Annotated in this window: 21 protein-coding genes; 9 read left to right on the top strand and 12 right to left on the bottom strand. The window is 68.2% G+C overall.

The genetic code is table 11. The features are described from left to right. Positions 1–41: 41 nt before the first annotated feature. The 3 genes from WKW79_RS28770 to WKW79_RS28760 are packed head-to-tail and all read right to left on the bottom strand — an operon-like array spanning position 42 to position 3777. Complete coding sequence (locus WKW79_RS28770; protein ID WP_340338657.1) at positions 42–1199, bottom strand: phospholipase A; 1158 nt, start codon at positions 1197–1199, stop codon at positions 42–44. Beyond that, positions 1196–1696 carry a hypothetical protein gene (locus WKW79_RS28765; RefSeq protein WP_340338656.1) on the bottom strand — a complete coding sequence of 167 codons (501 nt, stop codon included), beginning with the start codon at positions 1694–1696 and terminating at the stop codon, positions 1196–1198. The genes WKW79_RS28770 and WKW79_RS28765 overlap by 4 nt, the downstream gene beginning before the upstream one ends. After that, complete coding sequence (locus tag WKW79_RS28760) at positions 1693–3777, bottom strand: ATP-dependent helicase (protein WP_340338655.1); 2085 nt, start codon at positions 3775–3777, stop codon at positions 1693–1695. Before WKW79_RS28760 ends, WKW79_RS28765 begins: the two co-directional genes overlap by 4 nt. A gap of 89 nt (positions 3778–3866) precedes the next feature. Between WKW79_RS28760 and WKW79_RS28755 the strand changes: the two genes are divergently transcribed. Both WKW79_RS28755 and WKW79_RS28750 read left to right on the top strand, forming a co-directional pair. Then, complete coding sequence (locus WKW79_RS28755; RefSeq protein ID WP_340338654.1) at positions 3867–5141, top strand: phospholipase D-like domain-containing protein; 1275 nt, start codon at positions 3867–3869, stop codon at positions 5139–5141. Positions 5142–5176: 35 nt separating this feature from the next. Continuing rightward, positions 5177–6172, top strand: coding sequence for an AEC family transporter (locus WKW79_RS28750; protein ID WP_340338653.1), 996 nt, complete (start codon positions 5177–5179; stop codon positions 6170–6172). A 7-nt stretch (positions 6173–6179) separates the two neighbouring features. On the opposite strand, the gene WKW79_RS28745 is transcribed toward WKW79_RS28750, so the two are convergent. Then, positions 6180–6878, bottom strand: coding sequence for a hypothetical protein (locus WKW79_RS28745; protein ID WP_340338652.1), 699 nt, complete (start codon positions 6876–6878; stop codon positions 6180–6182). A gap of 440 nt (positions 6879–7318) precedes the next feature. Then, a complete protein-coding gene (locus WKW79_RS28740) occupies positions 7319–8191 on the bottom strand; it encodes a hypothetical protein (protein WP_340338651.1) in 873 nt (290 codons plus the stop codon). Positions 8192–8422: 231 nt separating this feature from the next. On the opposite strand from WKW79_RS28740, the gene WKW79_RS28735 reads away from it, so the two are divergent. Together WKW79_RS28735 and WKW79_RS28730 are read left to right on the top strand one after the other, a co-directional pair. Next, the gene (locus WKW79_RS28735; protein WP_340338650.1) at positions 8423–10696 is read left to right on the top strand and encodes a serine/threonine-protein kinase; all 2274 of its coding nucleotides are present in this window, start codon (positions 8423–8425) and stop codon (positions 10694–10696) included. Then, positions 10693–11919, top strand: coding sequence for an OmpA family protein (locus WKW79_RS28730; protein WP_340338649.1), 1227 nt, complete (start codon positions 10693–10695; stop codon positions 11917–11919). The genes WKW79_RS28735 and WKW79_RS28730 overlap by 4 nt, the downstream gene beginning before the upstream one ends. Positions 11920–11923: 4 nt before the next feature. On the opposite strand, the gene priA is transcribed toward WKW79_RS28730, so the two are convergent. The 5 genes from priA to WKW79_RS28705 form a co-directional block, all read right to left on the bottom strand. Further along, positions 11924–14053, bottom strand: a complete 2130-nt coding sequence (gene priA, locus WKW79_RS28725) for a replication restart helicase PriA (protein WP_479694198.1) — start codon at positions 14051–14053, stop codon at positions 11924–11926. Between the two features lie 498 nt (positions 14054–14551). Further along, complete coding sequence (gene hemE / locus WKW79_RS28720; protein WP_340338647.1) at positions 14552–15670, bottom strand: uroporphyrinogen decarboxylase; 1119 nt, start codon at positions 15668–15670, stop codon at positions 14552–14554. A gap of 43 nt (positions 15671–15713) precedes the next feature. Next, complete coding sequence (locus tag WKW79_RS28715; RefSeq protein ID WP_340338646.1) at positions 15714–16409, bottom strand: redoxin domain-containing protein; 696 nt, start codon at positions 16407–16409, stop codon at positions 15714–15716. A gap of 124 nt (positions 16410–16533) precedes the next feature. Further along, complete coding sequence (locus WKW79_RS28710; RefSeq protein WP_340338645.1) at positions 16534–18750, bottom strand: protein-disulfide reductase DsbD family protein; 2217 nt, start codon at positions 18748–18750, stop codon at positions 16534–16536. Between the two features lie 123 nt (positions 18751–18873). Continuing rightward, entirely contained in the window at positions 18874–19614 is a 741-nt protein-coding gene (locus tag WKW79_RS28705; RefSeq protein WP_340338644.1) for an alanyl-tRNA editing protein, read from the bottom strand. 183 nt (positions 19615–19797) lie between these two features. Between WKW79_RS28705 and WKW79_RS28700 the strand changes: the two genes are divergently transcribed. Both WKW79_RS28700 and WKW79_RS28695 read left to right on the top strand, forming a co-directional pair. Continuing rightward, the gene (locus tag WKW79_RS28700) at positions 19798–21141 is read left to right on the top strand and encodes a PQQ-dependent sugar dehydrogenase (RefSeq protein WP_340338643.1); all 1344 of its coding nucleotides are present in this window, start codon (positions 19798–19800) and stop codon (positions 21139–21141) included. 66 nt (positions 21142–21207) lie between these two features. After that, positions 21208–21795, top strand: a complete 588-nt coding sequence (locus tag WKW79_RS28695) for an SET domain-containing protein (protein WP_340338642.1) — start codon at positions 21208–21210, stop codon at positions 21793–21795. On the opposite strand, the gene WKW79_RS28690 is transcribed toward WKW79_RS28695, so the two are convergent. After that, the gene (locus WKW79_RS28690; RefSeq protein ID WP_340338641.1) at positions 21768–22172 is read right to left on the bottom strand and encodes a VOC family protein; all 405 of its coding nucleotides are present in this window, start codon (positions 22170–22172) and stop codon (positions 21768–21770) included. The two genes, WKW79_RS28695 and WKW79_RS28690, sit on opposite strands and share 28 nt — an antisense overlap. A gap of 13 nt (positions 22173–22185) precedes the next feature. Beyond that, complete coding sequence (locus tag WKW79_RS28685; RefSeq protein WP_340338640.1) at positions 22186–22983, bottom strand: SDR family oxidoreductase; 798 nt, start codon at positions 22981–22983, stop codon at positions 22186–22188. Positions 22984–23122: 139 nt separating this feature from the next. Between WKW79_RS28685 and WKW79_RS28680 the strand changes: the two genes are divergently transcribed. From WKW79_RS28680 to WKW79_RS28670, 3 genes are all read left to right on the top strand, one after another. Continuing rightward, entirely contained in the window at positions 23123–25060 is a 1938-nt protein-coding gene (locus tag WKW79_RS28680) for an acyl CoA:acetate/3-ketoacid CoA transferase (RefSeq protein ID WP_340338639.1), read from the top strand. Between the two features lie 41 nt (positions 25061–25101). Beyond that, positions 25102–25923: a creatininase family protein gene (locus WKW79_RS28675; RefSeq protein WP_340338638.1), complete on the top strand. Its 822-nt coding sequence runs from the start codon at positions 25102–25104 to the stop codon at positions 25921–25923. Positions 25924–26025: 102 nt separating this feature from the next. Beyond that, complete coding sequence (locus WKW79_RS28670) at positions 26026–26760, top strand: ProQ/FINO family protein (RefSeq protein ID WP_340338637.1); 735 nt, start codon at positions 26026–26028, stop codon at positions 26758–26760. Positions 26761–26767 lie beyond the last annotated feature (7 nt).

Genomic DNA, 26767 nt, shown 5'->3' with positions numbered 1-26767 from the left:
CGGGGGTAGACCGAATGGCGGCCCCGTCGACCCCCGCGAGCCTAGAAATCGACGAGGCTCAACCCGACGCTCAATACAGTGCGCTTGCGGTTGTAGTCCACCAGCGTATCCCCATACCCATGGAACAGCTGCGTATGGAAGCGCAGGTTGCTCTTGGCCGGGTCGCCGATCACCTTGAACCACTCCAGCCGGATCGAGCCCTTGCCGTCGCTGCGCAGGTTGTTGCGCACCGTCGCGGCCACCATGTTGTCGCGGTTGATGTTCCAGGTGCCGGTGAGTTCGGCGCGACCGATGTAGTCCTCGATGTCGGGGTTGTCGTCGGTGGCGACGCTCTCGTTGATGCGCTTCCAGATGCGGCCGGTGACGGTGAAGCGGTTGTCCAGTTCCACGCCGGCCATCAGGTAGTAGCGGTTCCAGCTGCGCGAATAGGGCAGGCTCTGGCCGTTCGAGTTGTGCGCCAGGCCCAGTCCGGCGTAGCGCCAGCGCCAGCCGCCGGGCAAGGCCACGTCGGTGGGGTAGACGTACATCATCTCGGGCTCGTGGTCGGTGGTGCGGAAGGGGCGCGAGATGTCGGAATTGAACACCTGCCAGGTCGACTGCTGCGAGTAGGCGAACCAGAGCGAGTCCTTCTTCTCAGGGTCGTTGCCAGTGAGCAGTCCCTGGGCCAGCTTGGTCCGCACCGACAGGCCGATGCGCATCTCCTGCGCCTGGTAGGGGATGTAGGTGCCGGTGTGACCCTCGGCGGGCGACGTGGGGATCTTGGGCTTGCCGTCGGCGATGGCGAAGGACACGTCCAGCGGCCGGTAGCCGCGGAAGGTGAAGGTGCCGCAGTCGGAGCCCTTTTCCAGCTCCCAGAAGCGCGACAGCGTGGAGTACTGGCGGTCGCGGCAGCCTTCTTCGGTGGCCACGCTGACGACGCGCGTGGCCGGCACGCTGGCATCGACCGGCGCGGGTGGCGTGGTCGCGAGCACGGGTGGCGCGGCAGGCACGGCCGCTGCCGGGAGGGTCTGCTGCTGGGCCCAGCGATCGAAGCACGCCAGGCGCGCCTCGTTGTTGCTGCTCAGGCGCTGGCAGGCCTGCCAAGTCAGTTGGGATTCGGACAGCGGGCTGGGGGGTGGTTCCGCGGCCTGCGCATGGGGAATGGTGCTGAGGCCCAGCGCCGCGAACATCGCGGGCAGGGCCAGTAGAGGTCTGTTCATTGTCGAGTCGAAGGCGTCGTGTTGCCACGCGCGGATGAAAGCTTGCGCAGCACGAAGGGTGTGCCACGCTCGTCGGCGGCCTTGCGCCACGTCCCTTCGAAGACTTTCCCACAGGAACCGGGTTGCATGCTGCCGGACCAGACCGCGTTGATGCTGTGGCCATCGTCCGACTGGTCGATGCTCAGGAGGCCTTCGTCGTCGATGTCACCGGCGATCTGGGAAGGCGCCGTGCTGCCTTCGCGCGTGACGGTGCCGCGCACGCCGGCGTAATCAGGATGGCGCGCCATGTCGACGATGGCCGTGCCGGGCTGGCCGTCGATGCGCAACTCCCAGCGGCCGAACAGGGCTTCAAGGGGCAGCGATTGCGTGTCGGGCGGGCACTCGGCGGGCATGGGGGCCGAGGGCCGTGGCGCGCCCACCTGCGCTGCGGGACCCGTGCAGCCGACGCAGGCGACCGCGAGGATCGCCAGCCAGGGCACGCAACGCATGCCGCTCATGGCGCGGCGGCCGCCGCTGCGGCAGCGGCCGCCGCACCGTCCGCCGCCCGCTTGGCAAATTCGGCCCGCAGCGCCTTGAGCTTCTCGCGCGGGTCTTCCTTGGCGGTGGTCTTGTCCAGCCCCATCTCTGCGATGAAGCGGCTGGGGATGGCCTGCACCATTTCGCGGCCCTTCTTGCGCTTCTTGGTCCAGCTCACCGCCAGGCTGCGCTGCGCGCGCGTGATGCCCACGTACATGAGGCGGCGTTCCTCCTGCAGGCGCGTGAGGATGTCGTCGCTGACCTTCTCCTGCCGGCCGTTGTCGTCGTCGAGCTTGAAGGGCAGCAGGCCCTCGGTCACGCCAATCAGCATCACATGCGGCCATTCCAGGCCCTTGGACGCGTGCAGCGTCGACAGCGTCACCACGTTCTGGTCCTGCTCGCGCTCGCTGATGGTGGACAGCAGCGAGATCGTCTTCGCCACCTCGAGCAGGCTCTTGCGCTCGCTCACTTCCATCGCGCCACTGGTGTCGTCGATCGTGCCGCCGGCACGCTGCGTCATCCAGTCGACGAACTCCATCACGTTGGTCCAGCGCGCGGCCGCGGCCTGCTCGCTGTCCTCGCCGTCGTAGAGATGCTTCTCGTAGTCGATCTCTTTCAGCCACTCCATCATGAAGGCGCGCGAGTCCTCGGCGCCGTGCGTCTGTCGGGCCTTGTACTCGAGCTCGTTGATGTAGCGGCCGAACTCGTGCAGGCCTTCCAATGCGCGCTTGGGCATCACGCTGGGCAACGAGGAGCTGAACAGCGCCTCGAACAGGCTGAGCTTGTACTGCGAGGCGAACACGCCCAGGCTCTGCAGCGTCTGGTGGCCGATGCCGCGCTTGGGCGTGGTCACGGCGCGCAGGAAGGCCGGGTCGTCGTCCTGGTTCACCCAAAGGCGGAACCAGCCGCAGAGGTCCTTGATCTCCGCGCGGTCGAAGAAGCTCTGCCCGCCCGAGACCTTGTACGGAATCTGCGCCTTGCGCAGCGCCTGCTCGAACACGCGCGCCTGGTGGTTGGCGCGGTAGAGGATCGCGAAGTCGCGGAATTCCTTGTGCTGCGAGGTCTCGCGCAGGCCTTGGATGCGGGCCACCGCGCGCTCGGCCTCGTGCGCCTCGCTGTCGGCATCGACGATGCGCACCGGTTCGCCTTCGCCCAACTCGCTGAACAGCGTCTTCGGGAACAGCTTGGGGTTCGGCCCGATCACGTTGTTGGCCGCTCGCAGGATCGCACTGGTGCTGCGGTAGTTCTGCTCGAGCTTGATGACCTTGAGGTTCGGGAAGTCGACCGGCAGCTTCTTCAGGTTGTCCAGCGTCGCGCCGCGCCAGCCGTAGATCGACTGGTCGTCGTCGCCCACTGCCGTGAAGCGGCCGCGCTCGCCGACCAGCGCCTTCAGCACCTCGTACTGGGTGGCGTTGGTGTCCTGGTATTCGTCGACCAGCACATGGCCCAGCGCCGCCTGCCACTTGGCGCGCACTTCGGGGAAGTCCTTCAGCAGCTTGAGCGGCATGCCGATGAGGTCGTCGAAGTCGACGCTCTGATAGGCGACCAGCCGCTCCTCGTAGCGCGCCATGATCCGCGCGATCACGCGCTCGTTGTCGTCTGCCGCCTCGGCCTCGGCCTGCGCCGAGTTCAGGCCCATGTTCTTCCACTTGCTGATGGTCCACTGCCAGATGCGGGCCGTGGCCGCGTCGGTGGTGCCACCCGCGTCCTTCAGGATCTTGGTGACGTCGTCGGCATCGAGGATGCTGAAGGCCGGCTTCAGGCCGAGCACGCCACCGTCCTCACGCATCATCCGCACGCCCAGCGCGTGGAAGGTGCAGACCATCACATTCTTGGCGTCCCGCCCGATCAGGTGCTTGGCCCGCTCGCGCATCTCGGCGGCGGCCTTGTTGGTGAAGGTGATGGCGGCGATGCGCTTGGGTTCCAGCCCGGCCTGGATCAGCCGGCCGATCTTCATCGTGATCACGCGCGTCTTGCCCGAGCCCGCGCCTGCAAGAACGAGACAAGGGCCGCTGACATAGTTGACGGCTTCCTGCTGGGCAGGATTGAGACCGGAAGACATGGGGGAGAGGGTAACCAGACGGGAAAGCGCGCAATGATACTGGGCTGGACTACAACGTCCGGTTACATGTTGTGCTAGGTTTTTCCGCTGTGAGACAACAAACAAAAACAATCGTCTGGACCTTCCTGCTGACGCTCGCGGCCACGCTGCTCGTCCTCAACTTCATGAGCGGCGAGAAGAAGCTCGAGGAGCAGGTGCACCGCGAATACGCGCTGCAGGACGCCCAATACCAGCGCGCCCTCGGCGTGCTGCTCGGCCCGCCGATCCTCGAGGGCAACCGCTTCGAGGCCTACTACAACGGCGACAGGATCTTCCCGCCGATGCTCGCCGCCATCCGCGGCGCCAGACAGAGCATCACCTTCGAAACCTACATCTACTGGTCCGGCGACATCGGCCGCGCCTTCGCCGACGCGCTGACCGAGCGCGCCAAGGCCGGCGTGAAGGTGCATGTGCTGCTCGACTGGGTCGGCAGCGCCAAGATCGACGAGAACTTCCTCAAGGAGATGGAAGCTGCGGGCGTGCAGATCCAGAAATTCCACAAGCCGAGCTGGTACGACATGGCGCGTATGAACAACCGCACGCACCGCAAGCTGCTGGTGGTGGACGGCCGCGTCGGCTTCACCGGCGGCGTCGGCATCGCGCCCGAATGGACGGGCAACGGCCAGGACGCCGAGCACTGGCGCGACTCGCACTTCAGGGCCGAAGGTCCGGTGGTGGCCCAGATGCAAGCCGTGTTCATGGACAACTGGATCAAGGCCTCGGGCGAGGTGCTGCATGGCGAGCGCTACTTCCCCGCGTTGACTCCGGTGGGCGGCGGCCGGGCGCAGGTGTTCAGCAGCTCGCCCTCGGGCGGCAGCGAGAGCATGCACCTGATGTACCTGCTGTCGATCGCCGCGGCGACGAAGACCATCGACCTGTCGAGCGCCTACTTCGTGCCCGACGATCTCACCACCGCGGCGCTGGTCGAGGCGATGAAGCGCGGCGTGCGCCTGCGCATCATCACACCCGGGCCGATCATGGATTCGCAGACCGTGCGCGGCGCCTCGCGCGCCGGCTGGGGGCCGTTGCTGGAAGCCGGCGCGCAGATCAGCGAATACCAGCCGACCATGTTCCATTGCAAGGTGTTCACGGTCGACGGGCTGCTGGTGTCGGTCGGTTCCACCAACTTTGACAACCGCTCGTTCCGCCTCAACGACGAGGCCAACCTCAACATCTACGACGCCGATTTCGCCGCCGCGCAAACGGTGCAGTTCGAAGCCGACCTGAAGCAGTCCAGGCGCATCACGCTGGAAGCCTGGCGCGACCGGCCGCTGCACGAGAAGGCGATGGAGCACCTGGCCTCCTTGCTCTCCCTGCAGCTGTAGCGTTCCCACTTGCGGCGGCAGCGACAATCGCCGCCGTGTTCGACGTCTTCCTCGTCACTTTTCCCTTCTTCGCGCTGATCGCGGCCGGCTATGCGGCCGGCCGGCGCGGCGTGCTTCCGCTGGCGGCGATTCCGGGGCTCAACATCTTCGTGCTGTACTTCGCGCTGCCCTGCATGCTGTACCGCTTCGGTGCGGGCACGCCGATCGGCCAGCTGCTCGACGCGAGCGTCGCCTTGGTCTGGGGCCTGTGCAGCCTGCTGACCGTGGCCGCAGTGGTGATGGCGAGCCGCCGCCGCATGGGCTGGAACGACGCCTCCTTCGGCGCGCTGGTCGCGGCCTTCCCGAACACCGGCTTCATGGGCATGCCCTTGCTGAGCGCGATATTGGGCGCCGCGTCGGCGGGGCCGGTGATCATCACGCTGACCTTCGACATGGTGATCACCTCGTCGCTGTGCATCGCGCTGTCGCGACTGGACGCGGGCGACGGCGGCGCGGCGGGGCGACCCGGCGTGGCCCGGGCCCTGCGCCAGGCGCTGCGCGGCATCCTGCTGAACCCGATGCCCTGGTCGATCCTGCTGGGTGCGCTGGCCTCAACGCTGTCGTACCGGCTGCCAAGCCCGCTCGACCGCACGGTGGCGATGCTGGCCGATGCCGCATCACCCGTGGCGCTCTTCACCATCGGCACGGTGCTGGCGCGCTCGGCGCTGCTGGCGCGCGGTCGGCGGCGCGCCGACGCGGTGCATGTCGTGCTGCCGGTCGTGGTCGCCAAGCTGTTCTTCCACCCGCTGCTGATGCTCGGCATGGCGCGCCTGGCCATGGCGGCCGGATTGCCGCTGTCCGAACCGTCGATGGTCGCGCTGGTGCTCCTGGCCGCGTTGCCAAGTGCAAGCAATGTATCGATGCTGGCCGAGCGTTTCGGCGCCGACAACGGCCGCATCGCACGCATCATCCTGTGGACGACCGTGGCGGCCTTCTTCAGTTTTCCAGTGGCGGTGGGCTGGCTGCACCCGGCAGCCGCGGCGGCGAAATGAACGACGCCTATTGCGTCAGCACGCCAAGCTTGTACGGGTCGGCATCCGACATCCGCTCGCAGCGCGACAGGTCCGCTCCCTGGTTGCCGTCGCAGTAGTAGGTGTTGTAGACCCGCCCGAAAAAGGTCGGTGACGAGGTGAACAGGATGCCCTTGCCCGGCATCCAGGCTTCCTTGGGCGCCGGGCCGGCATCGGAGGCAGGGGCGTCGCTGCTCGCGCTCGCGGAAGCGGCCGATGCGACGTTCACCGATTCGGCCGCGGGTGCAGGCGCGGGCGGCGCCGCGTGCCGCGCCTCGTCGCTGCGCCAGCCGCCAGTCGCCAACTCGGCCTGCGTCGGCTTGCGCGGCAACGGGATCAGCAGGGCATTGACCTGCCCGCCGCGCCCGAATCGATGCTCCTTGCCGGCGAGGAAGGCATAGGCGCAGGCCGCCTGGCACTGGCCGCGCGCCTCGGTCGACAGGCCCTTGCTGCGAATGGCCTGGGCGTAGGCTTCCGCGACTTCCGCGCTGCCGCCGATCGAGTTGTCGAACATCACCGTGCGGATCCGGCTGTTGTTGACGTGCATGACGAATTCCGGCAAGGCGCTGCCGTCCAGCATCCCCGACACGATCAGGCGGCTGCCCTCGAGTTCGATCTCCGCCGCCACGGAGGCGACGCTTGTTGCCCCGACGGCGAGGGCGACGACGATGTGATAGCGCAGTTTCAAGTGCATTTCCGCCGGATTTTGAGCCAATGAGATGCATGCATACTGACAGCTTGCTGAGCGGTAGGCCTGCGTCAATCGATGTTTCAGAAAATTTCCTACAGGCCTGCCCCTTGCTTGCTGCAATAGTCCAACATCGTCCATTTGGCGAGTACCTAAGTTCTCAGGTCGACTGCCAGAATGGATTGAATGCTCCTTGGAGAAACATATGGCTACGCTTCTTCGCTGGCTCTTCGGCCTCGCCTTGGCAGCCGGTACAGGCTTGCTCTGGTATGAAGGTGCCCTGCGCGCCGGTTGGGCGTTGGTGCTTGCCGTCCCGGTCGTATTACTTTTGGCATGGCCGTCGTCACGCCGCCGCCGTGGCGACCAATCGCTTCAGTATGTGCACATGACAAAGGAGCCAGTCGCGGTCCCTTGAACGGGGACCAGCAAGCCGAGAGCCGTCAAGACCCTCCGGTCTTCATGCGCTGGTATTCGTTGCGCTTCATGGTCAGGTAATCATTGCGCTCGGTTTCGTGCAACTGCAGCGCATAACGCTCGGTCGCATCGAACCACGCACCCAGCCGCGCGTCGAGTTGCGCCGAGGCCGGCGCGTCAAGGAACGCGTCGATCGCCAGGTAGTAGCGCATGGTGTTGCGCTCCACGACACCCCGCACCCCGCCGATGTACTTGGGGGCGCCCTTGTCGTCCTTGCCGGTGACGGTGAAGCCCGACTTGTCGCTGCCGATAGTGCTCAGGTAAGCCTGCATGGCCAGACGCGCGGCTGTGCCGTAGGCATACGAGTAGGACAGGTGGATGAAGCTCTTGTTACCCTCCAGCGGCACGGACTCCAGCACGATCTTGTAGTCCCGCGTCGACAGCGGCCCCTCGGCGGCTGCCAGCCCCACATTGAGGTAGTCATCGCCCGCCACCACCGGCTGCCACACGAACTTCACACGTTGCGCATCCGCCAGCGGCTGGTCGAACTTCCGTCCCAGCGCGACCGACAGGGAAGTGTCCGCGCCCGCCTTCGCAACGGCGCAGTACTTCGTGTTGAGGTGCAGCATCAGCACATCGCACCAACTCGCCGGCAGTTGCAGGGTTTGCTTCACCTCGGCGAACGAATGGTCGATCACCGCGTAGATGTCGCCGGCCAGGCGGTTCGAGCTTTCCGAGGACTCCAGCACCAGCGGCCGCTTGAACGGATTGTTGGCGAGTTGTGCGCTGAGCGAGCCGTGCTTGCTCTTCAATGAGGCCGCATCCTGCGCATGGGCAGCCCACGGCATCAGCGCGAAGCACAAAAGCACAACCATCCGGCGGAATTGAGCAGCAGGCATGGGCCGCATCATCTGCTTCCGCACGCCCGCCGTCTAGAGGACAGGCAAAGTTCACGCATCGGCCGAAGGTCGTGTGCCCGGCCTGCACATTCAGCCTGCAAGCGTGACAAAGAGCGAATACTTTCGTTAGTGCTCACTGCTAGAGTCCCTCGACCAACAGGGAGCTACATGCAAGCGGCGGAAGTTCGCTCGGAAGAGCAGGGAGTGCGCGAGTCATCGACGGGCGGGGTCATGAAGACCCCGAACCTGGTGCATCAGCACACCGTGCCCATCGACGCGATGAGCACGAAGGACGATGAGGGTGCCGTCGAGACGGGCGTCGGCGCTGTCACGGACGCTGCCGTTGCCGCCGTGGGCACCAGCACCCATTCCCAGGCCAAGCCGCCAGGCGATGACTCCGGGCTGCGCGAGGGCACGCGACTCGCCGGCTATGAAGTCATCGGCGTGATCGGCCGGGGCGGCTTCGGCATCGTCTACCTCGCCTTCGACAACCTGCTCGAGCGGCATGTCGCCATCAAGGAGTACCTGCCCGCGAGCCTCGGTGTCCGGGCGCCCCTGTCGCCCTATGTCACGCCGCGCTCGCATCGAACGCGTGAGGCCTTCGGCGTCGGCCTGCGCAGCTTCATCAACGAAGCACGGCTGCTGGCGCGCTTCAATCATCCGGCGCTGGTCAAGGTCCTGCGCTTCTGGGAAGCCAACGGCACGGCCTACATGGCCATGCCCTACTGCCAGGGACCGACGCTCGCGGACGAACTGGCCGCGCTGGGCCGCTCGCCTGACGAAGAGGAACTGCGGCGCCTGCTGCGCCCGCTGCTCGACGGGCTGGCCGCGATGCATGCGGTCAACTGCTTTCACCGCGATGTCGCGCCCGACGACATCCTGCTGACCGACGACGGCCCGATGCTGCTCGATTTCGGCGCCGCGCGGCGCGTGATCGGCAACCTCACCAACGACCTCAGCGCGGTAGTCAAGCCGGGCTTCTCGCCGATCGAGCAGTACGCGGAAGATCCGTCGCTCAAGCAGGGCCCGTGGACCGACCTGTACGCATTGGCGGCGGTGGCCTATGCCGCCGTCACCGGCAAGCCGCCGCAGCCCGCGGTGGACCGCGTCAAGGACGATCGGCTGAAGCCGCTCTCCGAGGTGGCCAGGGGCCGGTTCAGCCCGGCCCTGATCGCCGCCATCGACAGCGCGCTCGCCGTCCGCCCCGCGGACCGGCCGAAGAGCGTGGCCGATTTCCTGCTCAAGCTGGATGGCGAGGCGGTCGGCAACGGACCTGTGGAGGCGCCGCGCGAGGCGCGGTTCCAGGTGGCGCAATCCGGCACCGATGGGCGGACCGAGCCCACCTTCGACTTTGCCTCGTACCCCGCCCAGGAATCGCCGGAGTTGCCGGCGATGGCAGGTGTGGCGCCTCTGGCCGCGGAGTTCGCGCCGACCTTCGAGTTCGCGGATGAGTCGTCGCCACGTCCCGCGACGCCGCCGGCCGGTGCAGGCGATGCCGCGCTGGCGCCCGAGCCCGCCCTGGCGAACACCGCCACGCCGGCGATCGCACAAGCGTCGTTGCCAGCACCGGCACCGGCGTCCGCCCCGATGCCGGTATCGGAATTCGAACTGGGGGCGGGCGCCATGCCCGAAGCCGCGCCTGAGCCAGAGACAGCCCCCCTCGGCGCCATCGTGGCCGTGGACACCGGCGCCGCCGCTGCCACCACGCTGCCGAGCTGGGCGCGCGAGAAGCCGGCCCGTTCCAGGATGCCGCTGCACGTGTTGCTGGGCATGTCCTTCGTGCTGGTGCTGGCCGCCATCGGCTATCGACTGGGCTCGACCACCCCGCCGCCGATGGTGTCGAGGCTCCAGCCCTCCACCACCACGAAGAGCGCATCCGCATCCGCCCCCGCATCCGCCCCCGCCCCCGCGCCCGCATCGACGGCCACATCCGCGCCGACGGCCACAGTTCCGCCGGTACCGACGCCCGCAGTTGTGTCGCAGGCGACCCGGACCCCGGCAGCGCCGACGGCAGCGCCAACATCACACGCCCCCGCATCGGTCACGGCTTCCGCACCTGCAACGCCTGCGCCTGCGTCGGCACGCAGCCAGGCAGCAGCGCCGCCTGCGGCGTCCAGCGCGGGCCACGCACAAGCAACCGCATCCGCATCGGCGCCACCGGCAACGGCAGCAAAGACTTCGCCCGACAGCGCACCGTCCACCACCGTTGCCTTGAAGCATCCGACCGCGCCAGCACCGACCCCGCCCGCGAGCGGTGACAGCCACGTCAAACCGCCCGTTGTGGCGGCCGCCCCCGCCACATCGCCTCGCGTCGAAACCACGCCCACGACGCCGTCCCATGCCGAGGCGCCAGCCCCGCCCACCCGGCCGGAGCACCTCGCGCAGGCCGCACCCGCCAGGAGCGCCGCCAATCGCGCGCGCTGCACCGAAATCATTCAATCCGCTTCGCTCGGCCCGCTCAATGCCGGCGATACCGCTTTTCTAAAAAGGGAATGTCATCGATGACCACAACCACAACCACAATCAAGACCTCAACCCCATCCACCTTGCGCTTCCAACAGGTCGCGCTCTCATCCTCGGCGGTGCTGCTGTCGCTGGCCCTCGCCGGCTGCGCCGCGCCGAAGGCCAGCACCTCCAGCGCCGTGCAGCCCTTCGACCAGGCCATCGCGCAGGCGACCGACGCACTGGTGGCGCAGACGCACACGCTGCCGAGCTTCCTGTCCAAGCTCGAACCCAGGACCACCGTGATGATCGACCCGATGATCGACATCGTGAGCGGCGCGCGGACCGAGACCACGCAGCTCATGCAGAAGCGCGTCATCGAGCGCCTGGGCGCCTCGAAGGACACGGTGGAAGTGATCCCCTTCGAGGGTCTGAATCTTTCCAGGGCCACCTACCTGCTGACCGGCACCGTCGCCCGCACCGTTGGCAAGCCCGGTACGCCGGTGCAGATCAAGCTGGCGCTGACGGAGCTGCGCAACGGCAAGGTCGCGGCGCAGGCCACCGCCATCGCACGCGACGATGGCCTCGACGGCACGCCGCTGGCGACGGACCAGGACAGCCCGGTGTTGGCCAAGGACAAGGTGGTGGATGGCTACGTCCGCACCACGTCGACGGCCCCCGGCCAGAAGGCAGACCCGTACTACATGGAGCACGTCGTGGTGGCGCCCGCCATCAACAAGGCCACCGAGGCCTATGCCACCGGCCGCTATGCCGACGCCCTGGCCCAGTACAGCGCCGCCGCCGCGTTGCCCGCCGGTGACCAATTGCGCGTGCTGACCGGCGTCTACCTGTCGCTGGTCAAGCTCAACCGCATGCCGGAAGCCGAAGCCGCCTTCGGCAAGGTCGTGACCTACGGCATCGACAACAAGCAACTGGGCGTGAAATTCCTGTTCACCCCCGGCAGCACGGTGTTCTGGCCCGACCCGGCAGTGAGCGGCCAGTACGGCATGTGGCTGAACCAGCTCGCGACCAAGGCCACCGACGCCAAGGTCTGCATGACCGTGGTCGGCCACACCAGCCGCACCGGCTCGCAGGAATTCAACGACACGCTCTCGATGCAGCGCGGCAGCTTCATCCGCGACCAACTGATCGGCAAGTCGCAGGTCCTCGCCGACCGCACCAAGCCGGACGGCAAGGGCTTCCGCGAGAACATCGTCGGCAGCGGCACCGACAACGCGGTCGACGCCCTCGACCGTCGCGTCGAGTTCAAGGTCAATCCTTGCTGATGGATCAAATGGCGTGAGGGTCCACGTCAACCAGCCATCGGATCACGCCCTTGCCGACCGGCTCCCGGCGCAGGGCGTGCAGCAGCGGTTGCCAGTCGGCCAGGAAGCGCTGCAGCGCCACGCGCGAGGCGCTTTCGACCAGCATCTGCGCCCGCTCGACGTTCGCCACACGCTGGATCGCGAGCGGCACGGCGGGATATCGCATCACCTGCGCCGCGTGGGGTAGCGCGTCCGCCGCCGCATTGGCCGCGTGCAGGAAGTCCTGCGCGGTCTCCTGCGTGCGCGCATCGGCCCGTACCAGGGCCTGGAACGCGAAGGGTGGCATGCCGGCGACACGCCGCTCATCGAGTTGCTGCTTCGCGAAGGCCGGGTAGTCGTGCCGCTTCAGCGCCTGGAACAGCGGATGGCTGCCGTGGTGCGTCTGGATCCACATCTCGGCCGTGCTGCCTTGGGTGGCGAGGTAGTTGGCATCGCGTCCGGCGCGTCCGGCCGACTGCATCAACAGGCTGAACAGCCGCTCCGGCGCCCGGAAGTCGCTGGAGAACAGCGCACCGTCCGGGTTGACCGCCGCCACCAGCGTGACGCGGCGGAAATCGTGCCCCTTGGCGATCATCTGTGTGCCGACCAGCACATCCACCTCGCCGCTGTGCACCTCGGCCAGTTGCTGCGCGAGCGCGCCTTGCTTGCGCGTGCTGTCGGCGTCGATGCGCGCGATGCGCACGGGGCTGCCGTCGGACCGCTTGACCGGCGCGAACAACTCGCCCAGATGCTCCTCCAGCCGCTCGGTGCCGCGGCCGACCGGCGCGATGTCAGGGTTGCCGCAGGCCGGGCACGCGCGCGGCACGCGCTCGGTGAAGCCGCAGTGGTGGCAGCGCAGCGTGCGGTCGATCTTGTGGAACACGCGGTAGGCGCTGCAGTGCGGGCATTCGCTCTTCCAGCCGCAATCGGCGCAGGCGAGCACTGGCGCATAGCCGCGGCGATTGAGGAACACCATGCTCTGCTCGCCGCGCGCGATGCGCTGGCCGATGGCGTCGAGCAAGGCGCCCGACAGCACCGTCTTCGGCGGCTGCAGGTTCATGTCGACGCCGCGCACCGTGGGCAGCGCGCCATCGCCGATGCGGCCGGGCATGGCCAGCCGCACGTAGCGTCCGCCGGGATCCTCGCCGTCGGCGGGGCGGCTGTGGTGCCAGGTTTCCAGCGACGGTGTGGCCGAGCCCAGGATCACCTTGGCGCCTTCGCGCTGGCCACGCCACACGGCCAGGTCGCGTGCCGAATAGCGGGCGCCTTCCTGCTGCTTGTAGCTCGGGTCGTGCTCCTCGTCGACCACGATCAACTTCAGCGACGGCATCGAGGCGAACACCGCCATGCGCGTGCCCAGCACGATGCGCGCCTGTCCGGCGTGCGCCGCCAGCCAACTGGCGAGGCGCTGCGGGTTGGTCATGCCGCTGTGCAGCGACACCACGGCACCGGCGCCGAAGCGTGCCTCGAAGCGATCGCGCACGCGCGCCTCGAGTTGGGGCGTGAGGTTGATCTCGGGCACCATGATCAGCGCCTGGGCCGCATGGTCGCGCGCCAGCAGGGCGGCCACGGCGCGCAGGTAGACCTCGGTCTTGCCGCTGCCGGTGCTGCCGAACAGCAGGAAGGGGCCCGTTTCCGCCTCGAAGCGGGCCAGGGCGGCGGCTTGTTCCGCACTGGGCTCGACCGCATGGGCGACATCCGTTTCGGCGGCAAGGTCCGGGCTCCCAGGGCCGGACTGCGCCTGGCCCGCCCCCCGAGGGGAATCCTGAGAGGACAAGCCCGCATCGACCGGGGTGGACGCCGATGTCGCCCGGCGTTTCAGCCGTCGTGCGAGTTGCTGGCTCGTGAGATCGCGCAGTTGCGGCGGTAGCGCCGCCAGCGCGACTTCGCCGAGCGAGCGCTGGTAGTAGCGCGCCGCGAACGCCACCAGGTCGCGCCAGCCCTCGGCCAGCGGAGACAGGGCGTCCAGCGCGCCGGCCACCGCCTTGAGCTCGCGCGTGCCTTCATCGCCCGATCGCTCCTCGCACGCCCAGACCACGCCCAGCACTTCCCGGCGCCCCAGCGGCACCCGCACCAAAGTGCCGGGCGGCATCGGCACGGTGCTTGCGTAAGACAAAAGGTTTCCAAGCGCACTGTGCGCGGGGGTCTGGACGGCCACGTCCAGCACCCAAAAGTGTTGCAAAGTGTTGCAAATATGCGAGTCCGGCGCGGGAGAAACCCCAGTTCCGGCATCGCCCGAGTCTGTCGTCATGGCAGCGTGCCCGGCATGGGCGCTCTTAAAGAAGCTTGGAGCAAAACGAGTTAAGTCGTTGATTTTCTTGCGCTTTGCACAGTGTCCAAAGTTTATGTGGATAACTTTGTTGATATCCCTGCCCGACACCCTCCAAACCCACGCAAATCAAGGCTTTCACTGGAATGCCTGTAAAAAAAGCAAAACGCAAACTCTATATAAATCAACGAGTTACGCGTGCTATCGCTTTGGTAGCAAGGTGCCACATCGGAGTGACGTTCGCGCGTGCCGCGATACATCTTTTGTGCATAAGTCTGTCACTGCCGCCGAAAGTGGCTTGACAAACGCAAATATTGCACACGGCACCGTTACATTGGTTCACAATTAGTGGTTGCTCACCGCCCGCGCCGCACGCGATTGCGCCTGAACCGCGGCCACCAGTGCCGCGACATGCTCCGGCGGCGTGAATTGGCTGATGCCGTGGCCGAGATTGAAGATGTGCGTCGGCCCTGCGATGCTGCGATCGGTGTGCGGCGCGCCGAAATCCTGCAGCACCTTGGCCACCGCTTCTTCGATGCGGGCCGGCGGCGCGAACAGCACGTTCGGATCGATGTTGCCTTGCAGCGCTTTCGCGCCTGCGCCGCCTTCACCGACCAATGCGCGTGCGCGGCCCAGGTTCACGGTCCAGTCCAGGCCCAGCACTTCGCAGTCGAGCCCGCGCATGGCGTCAAGCCACAGGCCGCCGCCCTTGGTGAAGACGATGCGGGGCACGGGTTGGCCATCGGCGCCATTGCGCTTCAGGCCGGCCAGCACGCGCGCCGTGTAGGCCAGGCTGAATTCCTGGAAGGCACCGTCGGCCAGCACCCCGCCCCAACTGTCGAAGACCATCACGGCCTGCGCGCCGGCATCGATCTGCGCATTGAGGTAGGCCGCGACCGCATCGGCATTCACCGCGAGCAGCTTGTGCATCAGGTCCGGACGGCTGTACATCAGCGTCTTGACAAGGCGGTAGTCGCTGGAGCCTGCCCCTTCGACCATGTAGCAGGCCAGCGTCCACGGGCTGCCGGAAAAGCCGATGAGGGGCACGCGCCCGTTCAGCGCGCGGCGGATCGAGGTGACGGCGTCGAACACGTAGCGGAGCTTGTCCAGGTCCGGCGCCTGGAGCGCTGAAATGGCCGCCTCGTCGCGCACCGGGCGTGCGAAGCGCGGGCCCTCGCCAGCCTCGAAGGAGAGGCCGAGGCCCATCGCGTCCGGCACGGTCAGGATGTCGGAGAACAGGATGGCGGCGTCGAGCGGAAAGCGCTCCAGCGGCTGCAGCGTGACCTCGGTGGCGTAGCCGACGTTGGTGGCCAGCCCCATGAAGCTGCCCGCCTTGGCGCGCGTGGCCAGGTATTCCGGCAGGTAGCGTCCGGCCTGGCGCATGAGCCAGACGGGGGTGTGATCGGTGGCCTGACGCCAGCAGGCGCGCAGGAAGGTGTCGTTTTGCAGGGGGGCGAAGGGCATGCCCCCATTGTCGCCGCCGGGGCGCGACCCGCGTTGGAGGGGGTCAGGCCTTGTACTTCACGGAGCAGCCATAGGCGCGCGTCGCCGCGGCCGAGATCGGCTTTCCGCCGTAGGCCTCGGCCAGCGCCTGGTTCACGTAGTTGGTGGCGCGCGCAATATCGTCCGGGCGCGACGAGGCGATGCTGTCGATGCCGCCTGCATACACGAGCACGCCCTTGGGGTCGATGATGAACACGTGCGGCGTGGTGCGAGCGCCGTAGGCTTGGCCGATCACCCCGTCCTCGTCCATCAGCACTGCGGTGGGCGCGGCGTCCTGGTCCTTCATCCACTTGTCGAGCGCGGTGGGTTTCAGGTAGTCGCTGGAGGCGCGCTCGGTCGAGTTGACGGAGAGCCAGACAGCGCCCTTGGCCGTCGCCGATTTCTGCGTGGCCGGCATGTTGCCGCTGCCGTAGTGCTTGCGGACGAAGGGGCAGCCGGGGTTGGTCCATTCCAGCACGACGTACTTGCCGGCGAAGTCCGAGAGCCGATGCTGCTTGCCGGCGGTATCGACCGCAACGAAGTCCGGTGCCGGCTGGCCGATGGAGGGGGCCGCGTGGGCGCCCGTGCCCATCAGGAGGGTGGCGCCGAGGGCCACGGCGGCCGCCATGATGGCGCGGCGGGAAGCACGGTCCAGGGCCGCCCGGGCGCGCCGGGCCGCATTGGCGGAGCGTGTGGAAATGGAGTCTGGAAGGGATGACATCGTCTGCAGGTCCCTCAATCAAAAGTGAACAACGGCCGCAGCTTAGGACGTTTTTCTCATGTGGATGTGACAACCCGTAGACCAACGGGGTGAATAGGCGCGGCTTGACTTGCCGATCCCGTGTCTACAACGCCGCCAAGGCCGCCCGCACCTCGTCCTTGCCGAGAATTTCGGTCAGCACCACGGGCGCCTTGCCGGGTGCCTGCAGCACGTACACCGGCACGCCGTTGCGACCCAGGGCAGCGAGAGCGGCAGTGATGGCCGGGTCGCGCCGGGTCCAGTCGGCGCGCAGCAGCGCCACCTTGCGGGCGTCGAATTCCGCCAGCAGATCGGCATCGGCCAGCGTGCGCTTGTTGTACTGGCAGGTGACGCACCAGGCGGCAGTGAAGTCGATGAACACCGGGCGACCGCCGCCGTGCAGTTCGCTGACGCGTTCGCTCGACCACGGTTGCCAGCGGGCAGGTTCCCCGGAGGGCGCCGCCCAAACCAAGGGCGCCGGTTCCACGACCTGGAGCACGTTGTGGCCGATGGCGCCGGTCAGCAGGGCGCTGATCGCCACCAGGAGCGTGGCCACGATGGCGCGGGTGCGGCCCCGCAGCGTGAATGCCCAGACCACGGATGCCAGGCACACCAGCAGGGCGAGCAGGGCGCCGGCACCGTCGATGCCGCTCTGCTGGCCCAGCACCCAGACCAGCCAGGCAACGGTCGCGAACATCGGAAAGGCGAGCAACCGGCGCAGCGTCTGCATCCACCGGCCGGGCTTGGGCAGCAGCCGCGCGACGGCCGGCACGAAGGCCGCCAGCAGGTAGGGCAAGGCGAGCCCCAGCCCCAGCGCCGCGAACAGCAGCAGTGCCTGCGCGGCCGGCAAGGCGATCGCCAGGCCGAGCGACGCACCCATGAAGGGCGCGCTGCAAGGCGATGCGATCACCACGGCCAGCACGCCGGAAAGGAAGTCGTTGAGCACCGGATGCTTCGCCTCGGCCGACCGGACCCGCGACGGCGCCATGCTGCCGAACTCGAACACGCCGGCGAGGTTGAGCCCGATCACGGTGAACAGCGCGGCCAGCGCCGCCACCACGGCGGGCGACTGGAGCTGGAAGCCCCAGCCGAGTTGGGAGCCGGCCGCGCGCAGGGCCAGCATCACGGCGCCCAGCGCCAGCATCGACACCATGACGCCGCCCGTGTAGGCCAGCCCGGCCCGGCGGTGCGCGCCGCGGTCGCCGGCCTGGCGGGCGAAGCCCAGCACCTTGATGGCCAGCACCGGGAAGACGCAGGGCATGAGGTTGAGCAGCAGGCCGCCGAGCAGCGCGCCGGCCAGCGCCATCCAGAAGCTGGCCGAAGCCTGCTGGAAGGGGGCGACCGGCGACGAGGCCGGTGCGCTGGCTGTGTTGGCATTGAGTGCGGCTTGCAGGGCGGGCGACACCTCGGCGCGCGGCGCCCGGGTGGGCCAGGTGCCCGACACAGGCGCGTCGGCGCGCCAGGCGACGGGCTGGCCGGCTCGCCTGTCTTTCTCGGCGAGCGCCACGACCATCGGCATGTCGGTGGGGCTGGCGCTGCGCTGGTCGGCCAGCGGGACGGTCGCGGTCCAGGTGTCGCCCTGCCAGGCTTGCGTCCAGTCCTTCCCGGAGACGGCGGCAGTGTGGATCACGTCCGTGGTTTCGGGGAAGAACTCCAGCGTCTTGCCGTGCGCGGCGGCGGGCAGTCCGTCGATTCGGATCCTCAGCGTGTTGCCGCTCACCTCGACGGCGCCGGGCTTGGCGAGCGCCACCGGCTCGGCCGCCTGGGCGGCATCGAACTCGGCCTTGTGCAGTGCGGTCGAGCCCTGCACCGGCAGGGACAGCGCGAACTCGCCGTCTTCGGGAATGCACTCCTTGCGGCACACCAGCCAGGAGGCCTTGAGCTTGATATAGGCAGCGGCCGTGCCGGTCAGGGAGGTGGGTGGCTTGAAGTCCGGTGCAACAGTGACCGGCACCGGCAGCAGGACGGTGCCTTCATAGCCATAGTTGGCCAGCGTGCCGACGGGGATCTTCTTCGGCACCGGCCAGCCGATGTCGCCGGCGCTCAGGCCGGCCGGCAGCGTGAAGGCCAGTTCGGTCGGCAGGCCGGAATCGCCGGCGTTCTTCCAATAGGTGTGCCATTCGGGCTGGTGCGTGATCAGCAGGCCCAGGCGCACCGGTGCGCCGGGTGCGACGCCTTCGGGCGCCTGCGCGACCAACTCGGCCCGGACATGGGGCGTGGTGACCACCGAGCCGACCTTCGGCGCCAACTGGGCTGCAGCCGGCGTGATGGCGGCGAAGAACGCTGCCAGGAGCGCGGCGAGGGAGAGGCGGGGAATGGTCATGCGCTCAATGGGAGCCGGGGCGGGCGTGCAAGTTCCGGCGAGCGGCTGTGTGCCGCCGGCCAGCAACGGTCGATTCGCGACCGAAGGCACAGCGCGCATTGGCGACATGGCGAAGACAGGTCATCAGGCCCAGCCCAGTACGACGCGGCGGCTGCTGGCGCTTTTCTTCTCGATCTTGGTGACGACGACGCCGCCGATCTCGGCGGTGTTCGCAACGTGCGTGCCGCCGCAGGGCTGGAAGTCGATCTGCTCCTCGCCGCCGATGCGGATGGTGCGCACGGTGCCGGTGCCGCGCGGCGGCTGCACGCTCATGCTCTTGACCAGGGCCGGGTTGGCGTCGAGTTCCTCGTCGGTGATGGCGCCGACCACCAGCGGATGCGCCGCGCCGACCAGTCGCGCGAGGCCGGCGCTCAGCGCGTCCTTGTCGAGCGGGTCGGTCATGTGGAAGTCGAGGCGTGCGTACTCGGGGGTGATCGAGCAGCCGTTGACCGGCCACGGGATCAGATGGCACAGCAGGTGCGTCGAGGTGTGGAAGCGCATCAGCTTGTGGCGGCGTTCCCAGTCGATGCTTGCGGTGACCGGGTCGCCCGGCTTGAGGGCGGCCAGCAGTTCGGCCTGGTCTGGCGCGGGCACATGGACGATCTCGTCGGTCGGCTTGCCGTCCGCGTCCTTCGCCTTGCGCGTGTCGGCGATGGCGAGCACGCGGCCATCGGCCAGGGCCAGGATGCCGGCGTCGCCGGCCTGCCCGCCGCCGAGCGGATAGAACACGGTGCGGTCCAGCACGATGCCGGATTCATCGATGCGCAGGATGCGCGCCTCGCAGTCGCGCAGGTAGGCGTCGGTGCGGAACAGGTCGTCGGTCATGGGGGCGATGGTAAGGGAGGCTCCGAGTCGAGGCGCTTGACGGGACTTGTTCAAGGCCTCCCAGAGCGGCCAGGCCGTTTGGGGGCGCGACCACGCCAGAATGCGCCCGCAGCCGACAGCCCCTCGGGCAGGCCTGCCGCACAGTTCAGCACTTGCCGATCACGTCATCTTTGGAGTTACCGCATGGCCCGATACCGAACCACCTTGCCCCTTGCCGCTTGCCTTGCCGCCTTGCTGCTGGCCGGCTGCGGCGAGACCGCGAGGCTGCCCTTCGAGGCCGGGGTCGGCACGCGGCCGGAATTGCCGCCGCCAAACAAGACGATGTTCCCGACCGTCAACGTCGCCGCCGCCACCGGCTGGACCGACACACAGGGCCCGGCAGCGGCACAGCCGGGCTTCAAGGTGGCGGCGCTGGCACGCAACCTTGACCATCCGCGCTGGGTCTACACGCTGCCCAATGGCGACGTGCTGGTGGCCGAGAGCAACAAGCCGCCCAAGCCGGAAGGCGCGAAGGATGGTGGCGACGGCATCTTCGACCGCATCAAGGGGAAGGCGGCGTCGATCATCATGAAACGCGCCGGCGCCGAAGTGTCGAGCGCCAACCGCATCACCCTGCTGCGCGATGCGGATGGGGACGGCGTCGCGGAAGTGCGCACGGTGTTCCTGCAAGGGCTGATGTCGCCCTTCGGCATGGCGCTGGTGGGCAACGAACTGTTCATCGCCAATGCCGACGCGCTGGTGAAAGTCCCGTACACCGAGGGCCAGACCACCGCGAGCGCTGCGCCGGTGAAGGTCACCGACCTGCCCGCAGGCATCAACCACCACTGGACCAAGAACGTCGTCGCCAACGAGGACGGCAGCAAGCTCTACGTGAGCGTGGGCTCGAACAGCAACATCGGCGAGAACGGCCTGCCCGCCGAGGAGGGCCGCGCCGCGATCTGGGAGGTCGACACGAAGACCGGGACCAAGCGCCTGTTCGCGAGCGGCCTGCGCAACCCGAACGGCATGCGCTTCGAGCCGGAGACCAAGGTGCTGTGGACGGTGGTCAACGAGCGCGACGAGATCGGCAGCGACCTGGTGCCGGACTACCTCACCTCGGTGAAGGACGGCGCGTTCTATGGCTGGCCCTGGAGCTATTGGGGCGGCATCGTCGACGTGCGGGTGCAACCGCAGCGGCCCGATCTCGTGGCCAAGGCGATCGCGCCGGACTTCGCGCTCGGAACCCACGTCGCGCCGTTGGGCCTGGTGTTCTCGGACAAGCGGATGCCGGCCGAGTTCGCCAATGGGGCCTTCATCGGCGAGCACGGCTCGTGGAACCGCAAGCCCAAGTCGGGCTACAAGGTGGTGTACGTGCCCTTCATCGGCGGGCAGCCGAGCGGTCCGCCGAAGGACTTCCTGGTCGGCTTCCTCGATGCGGACGAGAAGGCGATGGGACGGCCGGTCGGCGTGGCGCTCGACAAGTCGGGTGCGCTGCTGGTGGCCGATGACGTGGGCAACGCGGTGTGGCGGGTGTCGAGGGGCAAGTAGCCCATTGGTTCATTTTCGTGAGCGGGGCGATGTGCGCGAAACTTGCGTGTTCCGCGAACCATGCCCATGTCCAAGCACGACCCCTCCGCCACCCCCTTGATCCGCGTCTCGCCGAGCGGCGTGCATGGCCTCGGCGCCTTTGCCACCCGACCCTTGCCGGCCTTCGCGCTGCTCGGCCTCTACGAAGGTCGGCGCTACACGCCCAAGCAGATCGCGGCGAAGGAATGGAACGACCAGCTTACCTACCTGTTCACGCTCTCCAACCAGGAGACCATCGACGGGGCCAAGGGCGGCAATGCGACACGGCACCTCAACCATTCGTGCGAGCCGAACTGCGAGGCGGTGGAGGAATACGACGATGCGGGCAAGCTGATCCTCAAGTTCCAGACGCTGCAGCCGGTCGATGCAGGAGAAGAACTGTTCATCGACTACTGCCTCACGGCCGACGATGGGTCGTCGCCGGAAGACTATCCCTGCCACTGTGGCGCGCCGAACTGCCGCGGCACGATGCTGGCGCCGGTGGAGGCCGAGGAGCAAGAACCCTCGGACGCAAGTGTGGGGCTGGCAGAGGAGCCCGAGCAGATCCACCGACCGCCCACCGACCCGGCGCATGCGGCAAAGCCGCATCAGGTGCCGTCGCCCTCGGGCGCGTGACACGCGACGCAGAACTTGTTGCCGTCCGGATCGCGAAAGTACGCACCGTAGTAGTTCGCGTGATAGTGCGGGCGCAGGCCGGGTGGCCCCTCGCAGGTGCCGCCATGCGCCAGAGCCGTGCGGTGCGCGGCGCGCACGGTGGCCCGGTCCGGCGCCGCGAAGGCCACCATCTGCCCGTTGCCAGGATCGTGTGGCTGGCCGTCGAAGGGTTGGCAGATCACGAACAGGGGCCGCGCGCCGCCCGTGCTGTGCCAACCGGCCCAGGGCTTGTCGCGCTCGCAGAAGCGAAGCGCCACGCCGAGGCTTTGCATGACCGCACTGTGGAAAGTGAGGGCGCGTTCGAAGTCGCCGACGCTGACGAAGACGTGGGAAAACATCGTCGGGCCAGGCTCAGATCATCGGCGTCACGGCGCCATCCATCGCGAGCACTGCACCGGTGATGTAGCTGGCCCTCGGCGACGCGAGGAACACCACCGCATTCGCGATCTCCTCGGGCGTGGCGATGCGGCCCAGCGGCAGGCGTGCGGTCGCCCGTTGCAACGCCTCCTCGGTGCCGATGCCTTGCACCTTGGCGTCGGCGATGAGCCCTTCCTGCAGCCGCGCGGTGAGCGTGAGGCCGGGGTTCACCGCATTCACGCGCACGCCCTTGGCTGCATAGGCGGCGGCCATGCCCGCGCTCACCAGCATCAGGGCCGCATTGGCCGCGCCGCCGGCCATGTGGATCGGGCTGGCGACCTTGCCGCCGGCGCCGATCACGTTGACGATGGCGCCGCGACCGCGCTGGCCCATGCGCTTGATCACCGGGTCGAGCATGTGGATGTAGGTGAAGTACTTGGCGTCCATGGCTTCGTGCCAGGCCGTCGCGTCCAGGTCCTCGGGTGCCGTGCGCTTGGCGGCGCCGGCCGAGTTGACAAGCACATCGACCGGGCCGAAGTTCAGCTCCGCCGCATCCAGCGCAGCGATCGCGCTGGCCGATTGCCGCAGGTCCGCCGCATGCAGCGCCACATGGCCGCCGGCCTCGCTGAACTGCGCGACCAGTTCGCGCTCGCCGCGTTGCAGGTGGGCCAGGTCGCGTGACACCAGGCTCACGCGCGCGCCTTCGCGCAGGAAGCCCACCGCGCAGGCCAGGCCGATGCCCTTGCTGCCGCCGGTGATGAGAACGTGTTGGTCGGTGAGTTGGAGGTCCATGGGGCGATTGAACCTTGAAACGGCGAAGTGCGCACGGTTCTTCCGGAGTGCTGCCGCACAATGGCGCCGTCATCACGCTGCTGGTCGTCACCGGGCTGACACAACCTGACGGGCCTGCATTGAGACGGAGACAACAGGCATGCGCAACAAGATCGTCTCGGCCGCCGATGCGGTGGCCGTCATTGCCGCGGGCGACATGCTCGCGACCTCGGGCTTCGTCGGCATCGGTACGCCGGATGAGCTGCTGCTGGCGCTGGCCAAGCGCTTCGTCGAGACCGGCGAGCCGCGCAACCTGGACCTGGTGTTCGCCGCCGGGCAGGGCGACGGGCGCGACCGGGGCCTGAACCAACTCGCGCACGACGGCCTGTTGCGGCGGGTGATCGGCGGCCATTGGGGCTTGATCCCCCAACTCGCGCGACTGGCCGTGGAGGACCGCATCGAGGCCTACAACCTGCCGCAGGGCTGCATCTCGCAGCTCTACCGCGACATCGCGGCGCGCAAGCCGGGCACGCTGTCGAAGGTCGGCATCGGCACCTTCGTCGATCCGCGGCTGGGCGGCGGCAAGGTCAATGCGGTGACCACCGAGGACCTGGTCCGCGTGATGGAGATCGACGACGAGGAGTGGCTGTTCTACAAGGCCTTCAAGATCGACGTGGCCTTCGTGCGCGGCACCACTGCCGACCAGCACGGCAACATCACGATGGAGCGAGAGGCCCTCACGCTGGACAACCTGGCCATGGCGATGGCGGCGCACAACTCGGGCGGCGTGGTCATCGCGCAGGTCGAGCGCATCGCACGCCACGGCTCGCTCGACCCGCGCGCGGTGCGCATCCCGGGCACGCTGGTGGATTGCGTGGTCGTGGCGCAGCCGGAGAACCATCGCCAGACCTATGGCACGGCCTATTCGGCGGCCTTCGCGTCCGAGATCCAGGTGCCGCTCGACAACATCAAGCCGCTGCCGCTCGACGAACGCAAGATCATCGCCCGGCGCTGCGCGATGGAGCTGCCGGTCGATGGCGTGGTCAATCTCGGCATCGGCATGCCGGAGGGCGTCTCCGCCGTGGCCAACGAGGAGCGGGTGCTCGACCTGTTCACGCTGACGGCCGAGCCCGGCATCGTCGGCGGCATGCCCGCCAGCGGGCTGGACTTCGGTGCGGGCCTCAATGTCGAGGCCATCGTCGACCAGAACCAGCAGTTCGATTTCTACGATGGCGGCGGCCTGGACATGGCCTGCCTGGGCATGGCCGAGTGCGATGCGGAGGGCAACGTCAACGTGAGCCGCTTCGGGCCCAAGCTGGCGGGCGCGGGCGGCTTCATCAACATCTCGCAGAACGCGCGCACGCTGGTGCTGGCGGGCACCTTCACCGCCGGCGGTCTGGAGGTGGCGGTGGAAAGCGGGCGGCTGTGCATCGTGCAGGAAGGCCGCGCGCGCAAGTTCTGTTCTGCCGTGCAGCAGATCACCTTCTCTGGCAAGCACGCCGCCGCGCAGGGCCGTCGCGTGCTCTACGTGACCGAGCGCTGCGTGTTCGAGCTCACGGCCAAGGGCCTGCGACTGGCCGAGGTGGCGCCGGGCATCGACATCGAGCGCGACATCCTGGCCCACATGAGCTTCCGCCCGATCATCGACCAGCCCGAGGTCATGGACGCGCGCATCTTCGCGCCGGGCCCCATCGGCCTGCGCAGCCAGTTGCTCGACCTGGACCTGAGCGGGCGCGTGAAGCACGACGCCCAGCGCGACCTGCTGTTCCTGCACTTCCAGCACCTGCATGTCCGCAGCGAGGACGATGTCGCGCGGATTCGCCAGGCTGTGTCGGCATGCTGCGAGGCGATCGGCCGCAAGGTTCCGGTCATCGTCAACTACGACGGATTCCGGCTCGACGAGAGCGTGGCGGAGGCCTATGCCCGGATGGTCACGGAGATGGAGGAGCGCTTCTACTCGCGCGTGTCGCGCCATGCAGGCGGCGCGTTCCGGCGCATGCAGTTGACCCGCACGCTGACGCGCACCATCGCGCCGGCCGTGTTCGACTGCCTCGGCGCGGCGACCGAATATGTGGAAGGCGACCGCCCGGCACGTTGACACGGCAACGCTGAACAGCGCCCTCGCCTAAGATCCGCCGCATGACGGACGCCACCATCGCACCCCATCGCTTCTGGGCCGAACTCACGACGCGCGACTTCGCCGCGCTCGATCCGGCGCGCACGGTGGCGGTGCTGCCGCTGGGCGCGACGGAGCAGCATGGACCGCACCTGCCGCTGGGCGTCGACACCTGCCTGGTCGACGGCATCGTCGCGGCCGCGTTGCCGCAGCTGCCGCATGGTTTGCCCGTGCTGTTCCTGCCCACCCAAGCCATCGGCCTGAGCCCGGAGCACGCGCGCTTCACCGGCACGCTCACCCTGTCGGCCGAGACGCTGATTCGGCTGTGGAAGGACATCGGCGCCGGCGTGGCGCGCGCCGGGGTCAAGAAGCTGGTGCTGTTCAACGCGCACGGCGGGCATGTGGGCGCGATGGACATCGTGGCGCGCGAACTGCGCGAGGCTCACGACCTCATCGTCTACAGCGTGAGCTGGTTCAACCTGCCGCTGGGCGAGGCCAACGAACAGTTCAGCGCGCAGGAGCATCGCTTCGGCGTGCATGCGGGCGAGATCGAGACCTCGATGATGCTGGCGCTGCGTGCGCCGCTGGTGCGCACCGATGCGGCACGGGACTTCCCCTCGACTTCGCAACAGCGCGCCGCCGACTACGCGATCCTCGGCAATGGCAGGAGCGCCAAGCTCGGCTGGGCCATGCAGGACTACAACCGGCAGGGCGCGGCCGGCAATGCTGCGGCGGCCACGGCGGAGAAGGGACGCAAGGTGGTCGACGCGGCGGCTGCGCAACTGGCGCTGCTGCTCGCGGAAGTCTCTCGCCTGCCGCTGTCGACCCTGGCGGACCCGGCCTGAGCTGTCGCGCGGCCATTCAGCCACGGTCTTTCACGGACTGGACATGGGCGCACAAGGCCGGGCGGAGCCCGGTTTCGTGCGAGCGGCGACAATCGGGCCCGCATGATGACCGACACCCCCGAACCCCAAGCGCCCCGCGCGCCCAAGAAGAAGCGCAAGCCGCGCCCGGCTGGCCGCGCGCCGCAGGCGCAAGGCGCTCCACAGTCCCCCTCGCAGCAGCCGCCACAACAAGGCAGGCCGCCGCAGCAGGCCCAGAAGGGCCCGCGCAAGACGCACCCGGCGCTTGAAACCCTGTTCGGCCTCTATCCCGACCTGTTCGGCGCGCGCTTCCTGCCGTTGCAGCGTGGCGTGTTCCAGGCACTGCTCGAAAAGCACCCCGAGGCGCTGAAGAAGGACGAGCTCAAGGTGGCGCTCGCGATCCACACCCGTTCGACCAAGTACCTCGAACGCGTGGCCGCCGGCGACAAGCGCCACGGCCTCGACGGCCAGCCCGTGGAAGACGTGGCCCCGGAGCACGTTCACCACGCCATCCTCGAAGTGTTCAAGCGCCGCCAGGCCCGCACCGCCGACGACCTGCGCCCTCTGACGCGCAAGCGCATCCTCGACGCCTTCGAGAAGTCCGGCCTCGCGCGCGAGGACTACCAGGCCCTGGTGCGCAGCCAGGACCCGGCCAACAACGAGCTCACCGACGAAGCCTTTGCCGAACTGTCCGCGCAGACGGCCAAACGCGAGGCATTGCAGCGCGCCTTTGCCGCCAGCGGCAAGACGGTGGCTGAATTCGCCGAGATGTACGGCCTGGACCCGCGCGAAGTCGGGCGGATGCTCCCAAACGCGTAACGCAAGA

The organism is Variovorax robiniae (genome assembly GCF_037889955.1).
Classification (GTDB): Bacteria; Pseudomonadota; Gammaproteobacteria; order Burkholderiales; family Burkholderiaceae_C; genus Variovorax; species Variovorax robiniae.
This window is presented reverse-complemented; position numbering and strand designations above follow the sequence as displayed.

What these genes read in the sequence shown, in the direction of transcription:
- WKW79_RS28770 (WP_340338657.1), bottom strand. Translation starts at nt 1,199, where the DNA reads ATGAACAGACCTCTACTGGCCCTGCCCGCGATGTTCGCGGCGCTGGGC.
- WKW79_RS28765 (WP_340338656.1), bottom strand. Translation starts at nt 1,696, where the DNA reads ATGAGCGGCATGCGTTGCGTGCCCTGGCTGGCGATCCTCGCGGTCGCC.
- WKW79_RS28760 (WP_340338655.1), bottom strand. Translation starts at nt 3,777, where the DNA reads ATGTCTTCCGGTCTCAATCCTGCCCAGCAGGAAGCCGTCAACTATGTC.
- WKW79_RS28740 (WP_340338651.1), bottom strand. Translation starts at nt 8,191, where the DNA reads ATGCCTGCTGCTCAATTCCGCCGGATGGTTGTGCTTTTGTGCTTCGCG.
- WKW79_RS28735 (WP_340338650.1), top strand. Translation starts at nt 8,423, where the DNA reads ATGAAGACCCCGAACCTGGTGCATCAGCACACCGTGCCCATCGACGCG.
- WKW79_RS28730 (WP_340338649.1), top strand. Translation starts at nt 10,693, where the DNA reads ATGACCACAACCACAACCACAATCAAGACCTCAACCCCATCCACCTTG.
- hemE (WP_340338647.1), bottom strand. Translation starts at nt 15,670, where the DNA reads ATGCCCTTCGCCCCCCTGCAAAACGACACCTTCCTGCGCGCCTGCTGG.
- WKW79_RS28715 (WP_340338646.1), bottom strand. Translation starts at nt 16,409, where the DNA reads ATGTCATCCCTTCCAGACTCCATTTCCACACGCTCCGCCAATGCGGCC.
- WKW79_RS28710 (WP_340338645.1), bottom strand. Translation starts at nt 18,750, where the DNA reads ATGACCATTCCCCGCCTCTCCCTCGCCGCGCTCCTGGCAGCGTTCTTC.
- WKW79_RS28705 (WP_340338644.1), bottom strand. Translation starts at nt 19,614, where the DNA reads ATGACCGACGACCTGTTCCGCACCGACGCCTACCTGCGCGACTGCGAG.
- WKW79_RS28700 (WP_340338643.1), top strand. Translation starts at nt 19,798, where the DNA reads ATGGCCCGATACCGAACCACCTTGCCCCTTGCCGCTTGCCTTGCCGCC.
- WKW79_RS28695 (WP_340338642.1), top strand. Translation starts at nt 21,208, where the DNA reads ATGTCCAAGCACGACCCCTCCGCCACCCCCTTGATCCGCGTCTCGCCG.
- WKW79_RS28690 (WP_340338641.1), bottom strand. Translation starts at nt 22,172, where the DNA reads ATGTTTTCCCACGTCTTCGTCAGCGTCGGCGACTTCGAACGCGCCCTC.
- WKW79_RS28685 (WP_340338640.1), bottom strand. Translation starts at nt 22,983, where the DNA reads ATGGACCTCCAACTCACCGACCAACACGTTCTCATCACCGGCGGCAGC.
- WKW79_RS28680 (WP_340338639.1), top strand. Translation starts at nt 23,123, where the DNA reads ATGCGCAACAAGATCGTCTCGGCCGCCGATGCGGTGGCCGTCATTGCC.
- WKW79_RS28675 (WP_340338638.1), top strand. Translation starts at nt 25,102, where the DNA reads ATGACGGACGCCACCATCGCACCCCATCGCTTCTGGGCCGAACTCACG.
- WKW79_RS28670 (WP_340338637.1), top strand. Translation starts at nt 26,026, where the DNA reads ATGATGACCGACACCCCCGAACCCCAAGCGCCCCGCGCGCCCAAGAAG.